Raw genomic sequence first — 15,037 nt, 5'->3', positions numbered from 1 at the left:
CGAGCAGATGCCGCCGCGGGCCGGGTCCGGCGCCTACGCGCTCGCCGAACTCGACGCCGCCGTCCAGCAGGCCGCCGCCGCCCGCGGACTGCTGCTGGCCGCCCTGAACGTGCCGACGACCACCCAGACGGTCACCAACCCCATCACCGGCCTCTCCGTCACCGAGACCACCTCCACGGGCGCCCAGACCAAACAGCGCGACGCCCTCAGCGCCGCCGCCCAGCAGGCCCGGCTGCGCTCCGACGCCGCCCTCGCCGACTTCCGCGAGACCGCGACGAAGACGGCCGTCGCCGGCTACGACTCCACGGTCACCGGACCCGAGGTCAACTCCGCCGAGAAGTACCTCGCCTCCCTCACCGACCAACCCAAGCTCTCCGACAGCGAGTTGGACACCAGCACCAAGAAGCTCGACGCGGCGCTCTCGGCCCGGGTCGACCTGATGCGCGGCGAGGAGTCCGCCCTCTACGAGCACCGCTCCAAGGACCTCGCCCAGCTGCGCGACGACGACGTCACCGCGCTGGAGCTGCGCGTCGCGATCCTCGGCGCCCTCATGCTGCTCGCCGTCGGCATCGCCACCGCCATGGCCCGCACCCTCACCCGCCCGCTGTCGGTGCTGCGCCGCGGCTCGGCACGGCTGGCCGGCGCCGAGGACCCGGCGGCCGAGGAAGCCATCAAGTTCACCGGCCGCAACGACGAGTTCGCCCAGGTCGTCAACTCGGTCAACTCCCTGCACGCGCACGCCGTCGCCCTCCACGAGCGCATCGCCACCCTGGAGGCCGACCGCAAGCACCTGGTCGGCCAGCGCCAGAAGATGGCCGACGCCCGTGAGGAACTCCGCGCCGAAGTCACCGACTCCACCGACCAGTTGGAGCGCCTGCGCACCAGCATCGGCGGCACCTTCGTCAACCTCGCGCTGCGCACCCTCGGCCTCGTGGAGCGCCAGCTCTCCGTCATCGAGGGCCTGGAGGAGCGCGAGCAGGATCCCGACCGCCTCTCCACCCTCTTCAAGCTCGACCACTTCGCCACGGTCATGCGCCGGCACAGCGAGAACCTCCTCGTCCTCGCCGGCACCGAACACGTCCAGCAGCACGCGGGCCCGGTCCCGCTCGTCGACGTCGTCCGGGCGGCCGTCAGCGAGATCGAACGCTACGAACGCGTCCGCATCTCCGCGCTCCCGCCACACGCCTACGTGGCCGGCTTCGCCGCCGACGACCTGAGCCACCTGCTCGCCGAGCTGATGGAGAACGCCACCTCGTTCTCCCCGCCGGACGCCCCCGTCGAGATCTCCGGCTGGCTCCTGGAGAACGGCGAGGTGATGCTCTCCGTCCAGGACGAGGGCATCGGCATGACCGACGACCGCATGACCCGCCTCAACACCCGCCTCACCGAGTTCGACCCGGACTCCCCCTACGACCAGGAGGGCGAGGAGGGCCTCGGCCTCGGCCTGTACGTCGTGGCCCGCCTGGCCCACCGGCACGGCGTCCGCGTCCAGCTCCGCGACCAGAAGCAGGGCGGCATCGCGGCGGTCGTCGTCCTGCCGAGCCCGCTGCTCGCGGCGGCCCCGATGTCGGCCGTACCGACGTCCTCGCCGGCGGCGGGGACCACGCACTCCTACTCGCTCCCGGGTGCCGCGGCCGAGGTCAACTCCAACGTCCTGCACGGCCGTTCGAAGCCGGACGAGGACCCGCTGGTCGCCCTCGCGGAGAAGGCGGTACGGGAGACCCCGGAGACCCCGGCCGAGACGACGATGGAACTCCTGCTGCCGCTGGCAACGGAGGCGCCTGCAGCCGCCGACGGCGAAGGCGCCCCACAGGGGCCACTCGCACCCGACAACGAAAGCCGCACGGGCGGTGCGGGCGGGAGCGAATACCGGGCCGATGGCGAAGCCGAGGCCGAGCACACCCGCGCCGACGACGGCCCAGTCACCGACAAGGGCCTCCCCAAGCGCACCCCAAAGATCACCCAACCCGCACAGGCCCCGCGCCAGCGGACCGGCACCGTGGACGCCGAAGCCCTGCGCCGCAGACTGGGCGGCTTCCGCGCCGGAGCCTCCGCCGGCTACCGGGACGTAGAAGCGGAGATCGCCGAACGGACCGGCCAGAACCCGGTCCCCGCACCACGCGGCGCGACCGCACCATCCGAAGAAGCCACGGGGGGCACCGTCGAGGAGGCAAGCAGTTGACCGCGCCCAGTACCTTCGGACTGAGCAGTGAAGCCCGCAACCTGCACTGGCTGCTGAGCAACCTGGTCGAGGAAGTGTCCGGCATCCAGTCGGTCGCGGTCGTCTCCTCCGACGGCCTGCTGCTCCTCTCCTCCGACCCGGACCGGAACGAGCAGGCCAGAGAGTCCCTGGAAACCAGGCGCACCAGTCCGCGCGGCTCCTCCGCCGACCTCGCCACCATCGTCTCCGGCATCGGCAGCCTCACCATCGGCGCCGCCAAGCTGATGGACTCGGGACCGGTGAAGCACACCATGGTCGCGATGGAGGAGGGCAGCCTGTTCGTGATGTCGATCAGCGACGGTTCGCTGCTCGGTGTGCACGGCTCCGCGGACTGCGACATGAGCGTCGTGTCGTACCACATGGCGCTCTTCGTCGGCCGCGCCGGCCATGTGCTGACCCCCGAACTCCGCAGCGAGCTGCGGAAATCCCTCGAAGACGCGTCCGCGGAGAGTGCCCGATGACCGGCGGCGGCAGCGGCAGTACGCCGAACAAGCTCCCCGTGCGCGGCGGCGACCGCAAGCCCGCCCGGGTGCGCCCCTACTCGCTCACCGGCGGCCGTACCCGCTTCGGCCATGTCCTCCTGGTGGAGACCTTCGTGGCAGCGCTCGAAGCCCCGGAGGAACGCAAGGAGTTGACGAACGGCTCGCTCAACACCCGGGTCATGCCGGAGATGCGCGCCATCGTCGAACTCTGCCGCCGTATGCGCACGGTGGCCGAGATCGCCGCGCTGCTGAAGATGCCGCTCGGTGTGGTCCGCGTGCTCCTGAGCGATCTCGCGGACCAGGGAAAGATCCGTGTGTACGGAACCGGGACCGGTCACGGCCCGGGCCGTCCTGACCGCGCTCTGCTGGAAAGGGTGCTGAGTGGACTCCGTCGTCTCTGACGCCGCCGCCTACGGCGTCTCCCCGCTCCTCGACGACGAGGAGCAGCCGCGGGCCTGGCAGTTGGACCGCACCCGCGCGCCGGTCGCCACGAAGATCGTGGTGGCCGGTGGTTTCGGCGCCGGCAAGACCACCATGGTCGGCGCCGTCTCCGAGATCCAGCCCCTCCAGACGGAGGCGCTGATGACCGAGGCCGGCGAGGACACCGACGACCTCACGGGCACCCCGGAGAAGACGACCACCACGGTCGCCATGGACTACGGCCGCCTCACCCTCGACGACGACCTGGTGCTCTACCTGTTCGGTACGCCGGGCCAGCAGCGGTTCTGGTTCATGTGGGACGACCTGGTGCGCGGCGCGATCGGCGCCGTCGTACTGGCCGACACCCGCCGCCTCAAGGACTGCTTCCCCGCGCTGGACTACTTCGAGAGCTGCGGTCTCCCGTACGTCGTCGCGGTCAACCACTTCGCCGGCAGCGAGCGGTTCGATCCGGAGGATGTGCGGGAGGCATTGACGATTCCCCCGCACATACCTGTAATGATCATGGATGCGCGGCGGCGGATTTCGGCCATCGAGACCCTGCTCGCGCTCGTCGCCCACGCGCTGGAAGTCACCCCCGAGTAGTCCCCGAGCAGTCCTCGACCACGATCGGTCGCGACCAAGGAGCCACCACCCGTATGCGGAAGATACTCGTCGTCGGAGCCGGTCAGTCCGGGCTCCAACTCGCCCTCGGACTCCAGTCGCACGGGTACGAGGTCACCCTGATGTCCAACCGGACGGCGGACGAGATCCGCACCGGACGGGTCATGTCGACGCAGTGCATGTTCACCACGGCACTGCAGCACGAGCGCGATCTCCAGCTGAACTTCTGGGAGTCCCAGGCCCCGAAGATCGAGGGACTCGGCGTCTCGGTCGCCGCCCCCGGCTCGCACGACCCGGGGCCGACACAGCGCGCGATCGACTGGGTGGGCAAGCTCGACGGGTACGCGCAGTCGGTCGACCAGCGGGTCAAGATGGCCGGCTGGATGGAGACGTTCGCCCAGCGCGGCGGCCAACTGGTCATCCACGGCGCGGCAGTCGGCGACCTCGACTACTTCTCCCGTACGTACGACCTCGTCCTCGTCTCGGCGGGCAAGGGCGAGCTGGTCTCGATGTTCGCCCGCGACCCGGAGCGCTCCCCGTACACCGAGCCGCAGCGCGCGCTCGCGGTCTCCTACGTCCACGGTCTGGGCCCGCGTCCGGAGCACCCGGAGTACGACGCGGTCCGCTGCAACCTGGTGCCGGGCGTCGGCGAGTTGTTCGTCATGCCGACGCTCACCACGTCCGGGCGCGCGGACATACTGTTCTGGGAGGGCATACCCGGCGGGCCGTTGGACGTCTTCAACGGCGTGAAGGACCCGGTCGAACACCTCTCCCTCACCCTGCAACTCATGGAGAAGTTCACGCCGTGGGAGTACGAGCGGGCGCGTGGTGTCGAACTGACCGATGCGGGTGGGACGTTGGCCGGGCGTTACGCGCCCACGGTCCGCAATCCGGTGGGGCAGTTGCCGGGGGGTGGCCTGGTGTTGGGTGTCGCGGACGTCGTCGTCGCCAACGACCCGATCACCGGGCAGGGCTCCAACTCCGCGGCCAAGTGCGCCGCTTCGTATCTCGCGTCGATCCTCGAACACGGGGAGAAGGAGTTCGACGGGGACTGGATGTCTACGACGTTCGAGCGGTACTGGGAGACTGCGCAGCATGTCACCAAGTGGACCAACGCGATGCTTGGTCCGCCGCCGGAGCATATTCTCAACCTCATTGGTGCGGCTGGGCAGTTGCAGCCGGTGGCGAATCGGTTCGCCAACGGGTTCGACGACCCGGCGGACTTCGAGAACTTCTTCTATGAGCCCGAGAAGACGGGGGCGTACCTGGCTTCTGTGACGGCCTAGGCTGCGGGTTCGTCGTGGCTGGGCGCGCAGTTCCCCGCGCCCCTAGGTGGGCTGGTCTGGGCGTACTGCTCCAAGGATCGGGTAGCTTGCGATCGGTGACACCTGGACGTTCTCGCCCGTGCGCGGGGCCTGGACGATCTTTCCGTCGCCCAAATACATTGCCACGTGTGTCGCCTTGGGGAAGTAGATCACCAAGTCGCCCGGGCGCAGCTCCTTCAGTGGGACTTTGGGGAGTTGCGCCCACTGCTCTTCACTCGTCCTCGGGATCGACGTGCCCGCGTGGCCCCACGCCTCCGACGTCAGGCCCGAGCAGTCGTACGTCTTCGGGCCCTCCGCGCCCCACTCGTACGGCTTGCCGATCTGCTGTACGGCGTAGCGCAACGCCCGGTCTCCCGCACGTGAGGGCTCGCGGCTGTCGTCGCCCAGCGCACCTGAAGTGACCAGCTTCTGCTGGGCCTTGTCGACGTCGGTCTTCTCGAAGGCGGCGAGGGCGGTGAGTTGGTCGGGGGTGAGGGCGGTGAGGAGCTGCTCGACGTCGGCCAGTCGCTTCCGTACGTCGTCGCGGTCCTTCTTCTGCCGTGCGGCCAGGGTGAGTTGGGTGTCCAGGGCCTTGCGGGCCGCGCGGGCCAGGCCGTCGTTCTTCTTCTCGCTGCCGACCAGCCGGCCCACCGTCTCGGCCCGCTCCCGCGCCAACTGCCCGATGACATGCCCCTCGTCGAGCGCGTGCTGCGGATCGCGGGCGAGCAGGAGGCGTACGTACGGCGAGAGGGCGGTGCTGTTCTGGTACTGCTGGCGGGCCAGCCGGCCGGCGGCGCCACGGCTGTCGTGCAGGGTCAGGCGGGCGCGGGCCAGCTCGGAGTCGAGACGGTCGACCTCCGCGCGCTGCTTCTTCAGCTTCTCCTCGGTGGCGTTGTACGTCTCCGTGGCCTGCTCGGCGTCCCGGTACAGCGTCTGAAGGTCCGTCAGCAGCTCGGCCACGGGCCGCTGTCCGGGCGCCTGCGGATCGGGTACGGCCGCGGCGGGCAGCGGTGCGAGGACGGTGCCGGCCGCCACCGCCGCCGTACAGACCAGACGCAGAAGCCTTCCTGACACGTCATCACCTCCGGTGCGCGGCGGTCCTTCCGCCCCGCACCGTGAGCATCAGACGGGGGCGCCGGGTCCGCGCGCCGGGTGTGCGCGGTTCGGCGCAACATGGTCACCCGTGGGTGTCGTCCGGCTTGCCGCCCGGCGTGGCGTCTGGCTTGGTCCAGGGCCAGCGCAGTGTGCTGCCGCGCTTCCCTTCCGGGTCGTACTCGTACTTCCAGCCCTTGGGCAGGCCGAGCCGCTTGCTGTGTGCCCTGGGCACCCGGCGGTATACGAGCACCGTGGGCGGGCCGCCCGCGTCGTCGGGGACGGGGATGCGGTAGGTCTTCGGGGGGTTCCCGGTCGGGCCGACCAGTACCGGCAGGGAGCGCCCGTCCATGGGGCCGCCCTCGAACGGGGTCTCTTCGCTCTTCACGCCACCAGTGTCAGCCATCCGCCGCGAGGGCCCGGACAAGCTCGGCGGTCTGCGGGTCCCGCCGGGCCGTCACCGACAGCACCGCCCCGAACTGCTCGACCAGCCAGTCCCGCAACTCGTCGAGCGGCGGCTGCTTGTCCTCGTCGAGCCAGATGAGAGACGCCGCTTCCACGGCCGTGATCCACATCCGTACGGTCATCCGCAGCCGTGGGCCCGGTTCGGTGACGCCGAGATGGCTGAGGATGTGCACGGCGGCGGCCCGGCGTACGCCGTCCACGATGGCCGTCGTACGAGATGTCTCCACGACACTCCCGCCCTGGAGCAGCGCGCTGAAACCGGCGTCGTGCTGGTCGACGAAGCCGAGATAGCGGTCGAGGGCGCGGGCGAGGCGGGGGAGAAGGGGGCCTTCGCGCGGTTCGTCGAAGCACTGCTGGAGTTCCTCGGCGGCGGAGCGCAGGGCGGCTTCGTAGAGCTGCTGCTTCCCGCCGGGGAAGTACCGGTACACCAGGGGGCGGGAGACGCCGGCCGCCTCTGCCACGTCGTCGAGGGACACCTCATCGGGGGCGCGGTGCGCGAAGAGGGTGAGGGCGGCGTCGAGGAGCTGGCTGCGCCGCTCTTCGACGGTGAGACGGCGGTAGGCGGGGGTGGAGGCGGCGGCGGGCATAAGGGCAGGGTAGTCGGGCGGGTGCGGGTCGGTGGGGGCTGGTCGCGCCCACGCGGCGGAGCCGCAAATTGATACAGCCCCGCGCCCCTAAAAGAACTCAGCTGGTCCGACTTAAGGGGCGCGGGGAACTGCGCGACCAGCCACGACGCACCCGCACTGTGAACTCAAGCCAGCAGCCCCGAAGCCCTCCACAACCGCCGCCCAACCCCCCGCAGCACCCCAATGTCGTCCAAGAAGTCCGTCAGCTTCTTCGACCCCGCCTGCATGACCTCCCGCCGATGCCCACTCGCCCGCACCTGAGCCACCGCCTCCCGCTGATCGAGCCCCACGTTCGTGTACACCTCGGGATTCACGAAGGCGATGGAGAAGATCCGCGCGAACTCACCGGACGTGACCCGCGTGAACTCCTGCGACCACCTCGGCGCGGTGACCATCTGACGCCGCAACTCCTCGCGGGCGTACCGGACATGACGCGCCTCCTCCACCACATGGATACGGGTCACCCCCCGCACCAACGGCTGCACCCGCTCGTCCGGAAACGTCAACCTCTGCATCCAGTCGAGGACTTCCTCCCCGAGCAGCGTCGCGGTGAAGGAACCGGGCGTGGTGGAGACCGTCTTGAACAGCCGCCCCAGGTTCTGATGGGCCCGGCTCACCGGATACCAGGGCGCGTCCCCGCGCGAGATCAGCCGCGCGAACATCTTCGAGTGCCGGCACTCGTCCTCGATCTCGGTCAGCGCATAGCGCACATGCGCACTCGTCGCCGCCTTGTCGTAGATGTGCCGGACGAGCAGCTGCATCAGGATCAGCTCGAACCAGATACCGAGCGAGGCGAGCGCCGCGGCCTCGTGCTGCGAGAGCAGGATGCGCTGCTCCTCGCCCATCCGCCGCCACAGCGGGGTGTCGTACAGCGAGACCAGTTCCGGCGGCCAGAACCACTTGCCGTCCTCGAAGGGCGCGTCCCAGTCGAGTTCCCTGTCGGGGTCGAAGGAGTGCTTCGCGGAGGAGGCGAGCAGCCGCTCGGCCACCTGCTCACGGTCCTTGAGCAGGCCGAGCGCGTCGCGCAGCCCGTCGACCGCGTCGGCTTCGGTCAGGGTCGTCATGGTTCTCCCACCTCGCACGTCGGCGTGTTACCCGGGGTCACAACCTCCGAAGTCTTATGAGACTGCCTGTCAGCAAGCTCGTCAATCCCTTGTGCGGGACTTGTCGGCCCGACCGGCTCTACCGGCCCGTTCGCATCTTCTGCATATTCCGCATGTACGGTGCTGGCGTGTCCATGCCTCCGCCGCCGCAGCAGCCCCCGAATCCCCAGCAGCCGTATCCCCAACAGCCCCATCCGCAGCAGCCGTATCCGCAACAGAACCCTCAACAGCCGTATCCCCCGCAGCAGTTCGGGCCACCGCAGCCCACGCCGCCGTCCCCGCAGCAGCCCTACGGCCAGCCCGCGTACGGTCAACAGCCGTACGGGCAGCCCCCGTACGGCCAGCAGCAGCCCTACGGCTGGGATGCTCCACCGGTCGTGTTCGCGCCGCCCCCGAAGAAGCGCGGGATCGGGTTCGTGCTGGGGATCGTCGGCGGGATACTCGGTGTGTCGGTGGCGGTCTTCATGGCCCTCGTGCTGACGGTCGGAAGCCAGTCCGGATCCGGGTTTCCCGAGGCCGATTTCGTGCTGACGCTGCCCAAGACGCTGATCGACGGCCGCTTCGAACTCGCCGACGACCTCTCGGACACAGAGGGGCAGAAGATCGAGCAGGAGGCGGACGGCGCCTGGGACGCCAAGGACACCGTGGGTGTCGTCGGCACCTACGCCCTGAACGGCGACGCCACCAAGGGCACGATGGTCCTGTCGGGTATGTACGGCCGGTTCAAGAACACGGACGAGGCCCGCGAGGGCGTGCTGAAGGGTGCCGGTGAGGCCGACGGGGTGACCGTGGCCGTACCGCGCAAGGACTTCACCGACGGCGGGATCACCGTCTCCTGCGAGGTGCTCAGCCAGAAGAAGCTCAGCGTCACCGTCACCTATCCGACCTGCGCCTGGGCCGACGGCAACACGTCCGCGGCCGTCGCCTGGACCACAAAGGCGACCCTCACCCAGGACCCCTCGGACGTCGACCTGGCGCTCTCCGCCAGGATGACCCTCCAGGTCCGCTCGGAGACCCGGAAGGCCAAGTGACTCCCGCCCGCCGCAGTTTGGAGGGCCTCGCCCTGGGCGACGCGTTCGGCGAACGCTGGTTCCCGCTCTTCCGTGAACCCCGCCGGGCCTACGACGAGGTCCGCGCCCGGCGCACCCCGGAGGAACCGGAGTGGCACTGGACGGACGACACGGCGATGGCCCTCGGCATCCTCCGGGTGCTCGACGAGCACGGGGAGATCCGGCAGGAGCCCCTCGCCCGGGCCTTCGCGCTCGGCTACGACGCCGATCCGGCCCGCGGATACGGCCACGGCATGCACCAGTTGCTGCCCCTGCTGCTCCAGGAGCCCTACCGCTGGCGGGAGTTGGCGCGCGAACTGTTCGACGGCCAGGGCAGCCTCGGCAACGGTGCCGCGATGCGCGCCGCTCCGCTGGGCGCGTGGTTCCACGAGGACCTCGACCGTGTCGTGACCCAGGCGACCCTGTCCGCCGAGGTCACCCACGCCCACCCGGAGGGCATCGCGGGCGCGGTCGCCGTGGCCGTCGCCGCCGCGCTCTCCGTACGTCGGGAGCTGACCCTGGAGGCGGTGGCGGCGCGGACGCCCGACAGTGCCGTACGGGACGGGCTCGTGCGGGCCGTGGACGTGCCCTTCACCACCGAGCCCTGGCGGGCCTCCGACATCCTCGGCAACGGTCAGCGCATCCGCGCCGACGACACCGTCCCCTTCGCCGTCTGGTCGGCCGCCCGGCACCCGGTCGACCTGACCTCCGCCCTGTGGACCACCGCGGAGGGCTTCGGCGACGTCGACACGACCTGCGCCATCACCGGCGGCGTCGTGGCCGCCCGGACGGGACTCGACGGCGTGCCGCAGGACTGGCTGCGGCGCCGCGAGCCCCTGCCCGGGGCCGGGGCTGGTACCGGGATCTAGACCGAACAGCCCAGCCCCTCCGGGATGTTCACCGGTGCGGTCGGCTCCGCGCCCTGTGCCGGGAACGACGTCCGCAGGGTGAACGCGTAAGGCGTCGGTCCGTGTGCGCGGAGGTGCAGTAGCCGTTCCTCGGCCTCCGCCACTGTCGGGCGGTGGCCCGCGGGGACCCACCACAGGGCCGTCATCGCCTCCCGCATCCGCTCGAACCACTCGCGGCGGCGGGCCAGCAACTCCCGGTGCTGCCCTTGGTACATGAACGCGGTCAGGGTGTCCGTGTCGCGCCACACCGACATGTTGATGATCAGCCAGTCGTCGCCGAGGACGGGGACGTCGGTCGCGTTGCCGGTGTCGGACTGGAGGCGCCACACGAAGCCCTCGGCCGCGTCGGCGACGGCGTTCACGGGGTCGAGGGCGTCCACGAAGTCCTTGAACTCCGGGGAGTCCAGGGGGAATTGGAGGCGGCCGATGTTGACCTGGGCGAGTTCGTACGAGGCACCTAAGGGCTCAGTCATGTACCGAACGGTAGGTCGGCGCCGGCCGTTCCCGGTACCCCCGTCTCACGAACCGAGCACCGCCTCCATCACCGCCTTCGCGATCGGCGCCGCGTCCCCGCCCCCGCTGATGTCCGAGCGGTCCGCCGACGCGTCCTCCACCACCACCGCTACCGCCACCTTCGGCTCCATGTCCCGCTCGCCCTGCGCCCAGGACACGAACCAGGCATACGGCGTACCGGAGTTGCCGATGCCGTGCTGCGCGGTGCCGGTCTTGCCGCCGACCGTGGCGCCGGGGATCGCCGCGTTCGTGCCGGTGCCTTCGGTGACCACATCTTCCATAAGTTCCTTCATCTGCACGGCAGTTGCGGGGTGCATGGCCTGCCGGACGGGGCGGGACGATCCGGCCGTCGAGACCGTCTCGCCGCCCCGCCGTGTCGTGCGCTCCACCAGGTACGGCTGCCGCACCTGCCCGCCGTTCGCGACCGCCGCCGCCACCATCGCCATCTGCAACGGAGTGGCCCGCGTGTTGTACTGGCCGATCGACGACAGCGCCAACTGGGCTTTGTCCACCGAGGTGTCGAAGGTGCTGGGGGAGACGGCGAACGGGATCCGCACGCCGGTGTCGTTGAAGCCGAACGCCTCCGCCGTGCCGCTCATGTTCCGCACGCCGACATCCACGCCCAGCTTCGCGAACACCGTGTTGCACGACCACTCGAAGGCGGAGCGGAGCGGCGCGTCCGCGCAGCCGTCGCCTTCGTTCGTGAGCGTCGTCGAGGTGCCGGGGAGGGTGTACGGGTCGGGGGACTTCGTCGCCGCGTCCAGGTCCGTCACCACCCCCGCGTCCAGCGCCGCCGCCGCGGTGACCACCTTGAACGTCGAACCCGGCGGATAGGTCTGCCGTACCGCCCGGTTGAGCATCGGCTTGTCCGGGTCGGCGTTCAGGCGGGCCCAACTGCGGTTCGCCGTACGGCCGTTGCCCGACAGGGCCCCGGGGTCGTAGGACGGGGTCGAGACCAGGGCCAGGACGCGGCCGGTGGACGGTTCGATCGCGGCCACCGCGCCCGTGCGCGTGCCGAGTCCGTCGTAAGCCGCCTTCTGCGCGGCCGGGTCGAGGGTGGTGACGACATCGCCGCCGGGGTTCTGGGCGCGGGTCAGGTCGTTCCACAGGGGGAACGGCGAGAGCATCTCGTCGGTGCCGGAGAGGATGCCGTCCTCGGAGTGCTCAAGGAACGTCGTGCCGTACTCCTGCGAGGCGAAGCCGGTCACCGGCGCGTACAACGGCCCGTCCCTGTACGTCCGTTCGTAGCGGAGCTGCTCGCCGGAGTCGCGGGAGCCGGTGACCGGCCGGCCGCCGACGAGGATGGCGCCGCGCGGCTGGTCGTAACGGGCGATGGTCTGGCGGCGGTTGGCGGGGTTGTCGTCGTAGGTGGGGGACCGGAACACCTGGATGCGGGTGGCGTTCACCAGCAGGGCGAGCAGGAGCAGGGTGCAGAAGGCCGCGGCGAGGCGGATGTGCCGGGTCATGGAGTCGTTCACGCTGCCACCTCGATGTCGTACTGACGGCGGGCCGAGTCGCTGACCCGGATCAGCAGGGCCACGATCGCCCAGTTGGTGACGACCGAGGAGCCGCCCTGGGCGAGGAACGGCATCGCCATGCCGGTGAGCGGGATCAGGCCCGTCACCCCGCCCGCGATGACGAACACCTGGAGCGCGACGATCGAGGCGAGGCCGACCGCGAGCAGCCGGCCGAAGGGGTCGCGCAGCGCGAGGCCCGCCCGGTAGCCGCGCTCCACGAGCAGGCCGTAGAGGATGAAGATCGCGGAGAGGCCGGCCAGACCCAGTTCCTCGCCCGCTGTCGCCAGGATGAAGTCCGACTTCGCGGCGAAGCCGATGAGGATCGAGTGGCCGAGTCCGAGGCCCGTGCCGAGCATGCCGCCGGCCGCGAACGCGAAGAGGGACTGGGCGAGTTGGTTCGGGCCCTGGCCCGCGTCGATCGACGCGAAGGGATGCAGCCAGTCGAGGACGCGGCTGTGGACGTGCGGTTCGAGCCGGCCGACCGCGACCGCGCCGAGGGCCGCGAGCAGCAGGCCGACCGCGATCCAGCCGGTACGGCCGGTGGCGACGTAGAGAAGGGTCACGAAGAGACCGAAGAAGAGGAGCGACGTGCCCAGGTCGCGTTCCAGGACGAGGACGCCGACGCTCAGCAGCCAGATCGCGACGATCGGGCCGAGCACCCGGCCGGTGGGGAGCTGGAGGCGCCAGACGCGGCGGCCCGCGTAGGCGAGCGCGTTGCGGTTGGCCGCCAGGTACGCGGCGAAGAAGATCGCCAGCAGTACCTTCGCGAACTCGCCCGGCTGGATGGAGAATCCGGCGATCCGGATCCAGATCCGGGCCCCGTTCACGGCGGGGAAAAAGACCGGGAGGGTGAGCAGCGCGAGCGCGGCGGCCACACAGACGTAGGCGTAGCGCTGCAGGACACGGTGGTCGCGCAGGGCCAGCACCACGACGATGAAGAGGGTCACGCCCAGGGTGGACCACACGAGTTGGGTGGGGGCCGCCCGGTCGCCCGGGGTCTCCAGGTCGAGCCGGTAGATCAGGACCAGGCCGAGGCCGTTGAGGAGCACCCCGATCGGCAGCAGGAGCGGGTCGGCGTACGGGGCCCGCAACCGCACCGCGATATGGGCCAGCAGGGCGAGCACGCCGAGCCCGGCGCCGTAGCCGGCGGCGCCGGGCGGGACCGTGCCGTTCTTGGCGAGACCGACAGCGCAGTAGCCGTACACGGAGAGCAGTACGGCCACGACGATGAGGGTGAGTTCGATGCCACGGCGCCGGGGGAGGCGTACAGCGGGTGTGGGAAGGTCCGCTGTGACGGTGGTTCCGGCGTTGGTCATGTCCGGAACTTACCCAAATGGGACGGGTTGTGTGCCTTGGGTGGCGAGTGTGTCTCGTCCGTCAGCACCAGCGGGGGGCGGGGCCGATGTTGTCGATGTAGCGCGCCGAACCCCAGGCCCAGGTGCCGTCCGTGAGGAGGTACCAGAGGTGGTTGCCCTGGACGTTGGAGCCGCGGGTCTTGCAGAAGATCGAGACGTGCTCGCCGCGATAGGCGTACCGGATGATCCGGCTGCCGCGGTCCGGGCGGGAGCGCAGGGCCAGTTCGCTCGCGGTCACGATGCCCCGGTAGAGGCGCGGGTTGTCGTGATCGCCGTGGTCGCCCTGGTGGTCGTAGTCACCGCGGCCGTCGTCGTCGCCGCGCTGGTTCCAGCCGTCGTCGTCCTGGGACTGGCTGACGCCCTGGTCGTCGTCGCCCCATTCGTCGTCGGCCACGGCGGGCGTGACGGCGGCGGCGGTGACGAGCGCACCGGCGGCGACCGCTATACCGATACGACGGAGGGAGAGGCTGAGGGACATGGGGGTACCTCCAGAAATGGGGCGAACCTGACTAATCGCCACATTAGGAGGGGAGAGAGGGGTGCGCTCGCCACACTGGTCCACACGAGCGCGCCCCTTTAGGGGCGCGGGGAACTGCGCGACCAGCCCCCACCGGCCGTCAGCCGACGAACAACCCACTCTTATCGAAGCGTCAACGTGGCCAGCGCCCCGCCGTCCCCCTCCACGTTCGCGAACTCCAACCGCGCCCCCAACACCTCCGCCTGCCCGAGCGCAATGGTCAACCCCAGCCCATGCCCCGTAGCACCCCCCTCCGTACGAAACCGCTGCGGCCCATGCTCCAAGAGATAGCCCGGGTACCCGTCCCCGTGATCCCGCACGGTCACCACCGCCCCGTCCACGGTCACCACCACCGGCCCCCGCCCGTGCTTGTGCGCGTTGGCGACCAGATTCCCGAGCACCCGCTCAAGCCGCCGCCGGTCCGTCTCCACCCACTCGTCCCGTACGACCCTGACCTCGGTGTCCGTCCCCGACGCCCGGACCACCCGCCCGGCCACCGCCCCCAACTGCTCGGTGCCCAGCTCCAGTTTCTCCCGCCGGGTGTCGAGCCGGGAGATCTCCAGCAGGTCCTCGGTGAGCGTGCGCAACGCGGCCACCCGGTCCCGCACCAGCTCGGTCGGCCGCCCCGGCGGCAGCAGTTCGGCCGCCGCGTGCAGCCCGGTCAGCGGGGTGCGCAGCTCGTGCGCCACATCCGCGGTGAAGCGCTGCTCGGTCAGCAGCTTGCCCTGCAGCGACGAGGCCATCGTGTCGAGCGCGGCGGCCACCGCGGCCACCTCGTCCTGCGGCCGGGTCGCGTCCTTCGTACGGGGATCGTCGACCCGCGCGTCCAGGTTGCCGGCGCTGA

At 70.5% G+C, this 15,037-nt stretch carries 16 protein-coding genes; 7 read left to right on the top strand and 9 right to left on the bottom strand.

Annotation, left to right across the window (positions count from 1 at the left end; genetic code table 11):
- From R6V09_RS28075 to R6V09_RS28055, 5 genes are all read left to right on the top strand, one after another.
- Window positions 1–2,182 (top strand): sensor histidine kinase (locus R6V09_RS28075; protein ID WP_317884230.1); only part of this gene is annotated, 2,182 nt, incomplete at its 5' end.
- A complete protein-coding gene (locus tag R6V09_RS28070) occupies window positions 2,179–2,682 on the top strand; it encodes a roadblock/LC7 domain-containing protein (RefSeq protein ID WP_317884229.1) in 504 nt (167 codons plus the stop codon). The genes R6V09_RS28075 and R6V09_RS28070, both read left to right, overlap by 4 nt.
- The gene (locus tag R6V09_RS28065; RefSeq protein WP_317884228.1) at window positions 2,679–3,104 is read left to right on the top strand and encodes a DUF742 domain-containing protein; all 426 of its coding nucleotides are present in this window, start codon (window positions 2,679–2,681) and stop codon (window positions 3,102–3,104) included. The genes R6V09_RS28070 and R6V09_RS28065 overlap by 4 nt, the downstream gene beginning before the upstream one ends.
- Window positions 3,085–3,726, top strand: a complete 642-nt coding sequence (locus R6V09_RS28060) for a GTP-binding protein (protein WP_317884227.1) — start codon at window positions 3,085–3,087, stop codon at window positions 3,724–3,726. The genes R6V09_RS28065 and R6V09_RS28060 overlap by 20 nt, the downstream gene beginning before the upstream one ends.
- 53 nt (window positions 3,727–3,779) lie before the next feature.
- Window positions 3,780–5,030: a styrene monooxygenase/indole monooxygenase family protein gene (locus R6V09_RS28055; protein WP_317884226.1), complete on the top strand. Its 1,251-nt coding sequence runs from the start codon at window positions 3,780–3,782 to the stop codon at window positions 5,028–5,030.
- Window positions 5,031–5,072: 42 nt separating this feature from the next.
- On the opposite strand, the gene R6V09_RS28050 is transcribed toward R6V09_RS28055, so the two are convergent.
- The 4 genes from R6V09_RS28050 to R6V09_RS28035 all read right to left on the bottom strand — a co-directional run bounded on the left by R6V09_RS28050 (window position 5,073) and on the right by R6V09_RS28035 (window position 8,295).
- The gene (locus R6V09_RS28050; RefSeq protein WP_317884225.1) at window positions 5,073–6,122 is read right to left on the bottom strand and encodes a C40 family peptidase; all 1,050 of its coding nucleotides are present in this window, start codon (window positions 6,120–6,122) and stop codon (window positions 5,073–5,075) included.
- Between the two features lie 103 nt (window positions 6,123–6,225).
- Complete coding sequence (locus R6V09_RS28045) at window positions 6,226–6,528, bottom strand: hypothetical protein (protein ID WP_317884224.1); 303 nt, start codon at window positions 6,526–6,528, stop codon at window positions 6,226–6,228.
- 10 nt (window positions 6,529–6,538) lie between these two features.
- A complete protein-coding gene (locus R6V09_RS28040; RefSeq protein WP_317884223.1) occupies window positions 6,539–7,192 on the bottom strand; it encodes a TetR/AcrR family transcriptional regulator in 654 nt (217 codons plus the stop codon).
- Between the two features lie 164 nt (window positions 7,193–7,356).
- On the bottom strand, window positions 7,357–8,295 hold the full coding sequence (locus R6V09_RS28035; protein WP_317884222.1) for an AurF N-oxygenase family protein: 939 nt from the start codon (window positions 8,293–8,295) through the stop codon (window positions 7,357–7,359).
- Window positions 8,296–8,468: 173 nt separating this feature from the next.
- Between R6V09_RS28035 and R6V09_RS28030 the strand changes: the two genes are divergently transcribed.
- On the top strand, window positions 8,469–9,365 hold the full coding sequence (locus tag R6V09_RS28030) for a hypothetical protein (RefSeq protein WP_317884232.1): 897 nt from the start codon (window positions 8,469–8,471) through the stop codon (window positions 9,363–9,365).
- Window positions 9,362–10,252 (top strand): ADP-ribosylglycohydrolase family protein, encoded by an 891-nt coding sequence (locus tag R6V09_RS28025; RefSeq protein WP_317884221.1) that lies wholly within the window; start codon window positions 9,362–9,364, stop codon window positions 10,250–10,252. Before R6V09_RS28030 ends, R6V09_RS28025 begins: the two co-directional genes overlap by 4 nt.
- Here R6V09_RS28025 and R6V09_RS28020 read toward each other — a convergent pair.
- The 5 genes from R6V09_RS28020 to R6V09_RS28000 all read right to left on the bottom strand — a co-directional run.
- Complete coding sequence (locus R6V09_RS28020) at window positions 10,249–10,764, bottom strand: DUF3291 domain-containing protein (RefSeq protein ID WP_317884220.1); 516 nt, start codon at window positions 10,762–10,764, stop codon at window positions 10,249–10,251. The two genes, R6V09_RS28025 and R6V09_RS28020, sit on opposite strands and share 4 nt — an antisense overlap.
- Before the next feature lie 45 nt (window positions 10,765–10,809).
- A complete protein-coding gene (locus R6V09_RS28015; RefSeq protein ID WP_317884231.1) occupies window positions 10,810–12,270 on the bottom strand; it encodes a penicillin-binding transpeptidase domain-containing protein in 1,461 nt (486 codons plus the stop codon).
- 8 nt (window positions 12,271–12,278) lie between these two features.
- Window positions 12,279–13,637 carry an FtsW/RodA/SpoVE family cell cycle protein gene (locus R6V09_RS28010; RefSeq protein WP_317884219.1) on the bottom strand — a complete coding sequence of 453 codons (1,359 nt, stop codon included), beginning with the start codon at window positions 13,635–13,637 and terminating at the stop codon, window positions 12,279–12,281.
- Window positions 13,638–13,698: 61 nt separating this feature from the next.
- Window positions 13,699–14,154 (bottom strand): SH3 domain-containing protein, encoded by a 456-nt coding sequence (locus R6V09_RS28005; RefSeq protein ID WP_317884218.1) that lies wholly within the window; start codon window positions 14,152–14,154, stop codon window positions 13,699–13,701.
- Window positions 14,155–14,315: 161 nt separating this feature from the next.
- The coding region (locus R6V09_RS28000; RefSeq protein WP_317884217.1) for a HAMP domain-containing sensor histidine kinase at window positions 14,316–15,037 on the bottom strand (722 nt) is incomplete at its 5' end.

This window comes from Streptomyces sp. W16 (assembly GCF_033194735.1).
Taxonomy (GTDB): Bacteria; Actinomycetota; Actinomycetes; order Streptomycetales; family Streptomycetaceae; genus Streptomyces.
This window is presented reverse-complemented; position numbering and strand designations above follow the sequence as displayed.

What these genes read in the sequence shown, in the direction of transcription:
- R6V09_RS28005 (WP_317884218.1), bottom strand. Translation starts at nt 14,154, where the DNA reads ATGTCCCTCAGCCTCTCCCTCCGTCGTATCGGTATAGCGGTCGCCGCC.
- R6V09_RS28055 (WP_317884226.1), top strand. Translation starts at nt 3,780, where the DNA reads ATGCGGAAGATACTCGTCGTCGGAGCCGGTCAGTCCGGGCTCCAACTC.
- R6V09_RS28010 (WP_317884219.1), bottom strand. Translation starts at nt 13,637, where the DNA reads ATGACCAACGCCGGAACCACCGTCACAGCGGACCTTCCCACACCCGCT.
- R6V09_RS28040 (WP_317884223.1), bottom strand. Translation starts at nt 7,192, where the DNA reads ATGCCCGCCGCCGCCTCCACCCCCGCCTACCGCCGTCTCACCGTCGAA.
- R6V09_RS28020 (WP_317884220.1), bottom strand. Translation starts at nt 10,764, where the DNA reads ATGACTGAGCCCTTAGGTGCCTCGTACGAACTCGCCCAGGTCAACATC.
- R6V09_RS28035 (WP_317884222.1), bottom strand. Translation starts at nt 8,295, where the DNA reads ATGACGACCCTGACCGAAGCCGACGCGGTCGACGGGCTGCGCGACGCG.
- R6V09_RS28015 (WP_317884231.1), bottom strand. Translation starts at nt 12,270, where the DNA reads ATGACCCGGCACATCCGCCTCGCCGCGGCCTTCTGCACCCTGCTCCTG.
- R6V09_RS28065 (WP_317884228.1), top strand. Translation starts at nt 2,679, where the DNA reads ATGACCGGCGGCGGCAGCGGCAGTACGCCGAACAAGCTCCCCGTGCGC.
- R6V09_RS28030 (WP_317884232.1), top strand. Translation starts at nt 8,469, where the DNA reads ATGCCTCCGCCGCCGCAGCAGCCCCCGAATCCCCAGCAGCCGTATCCC.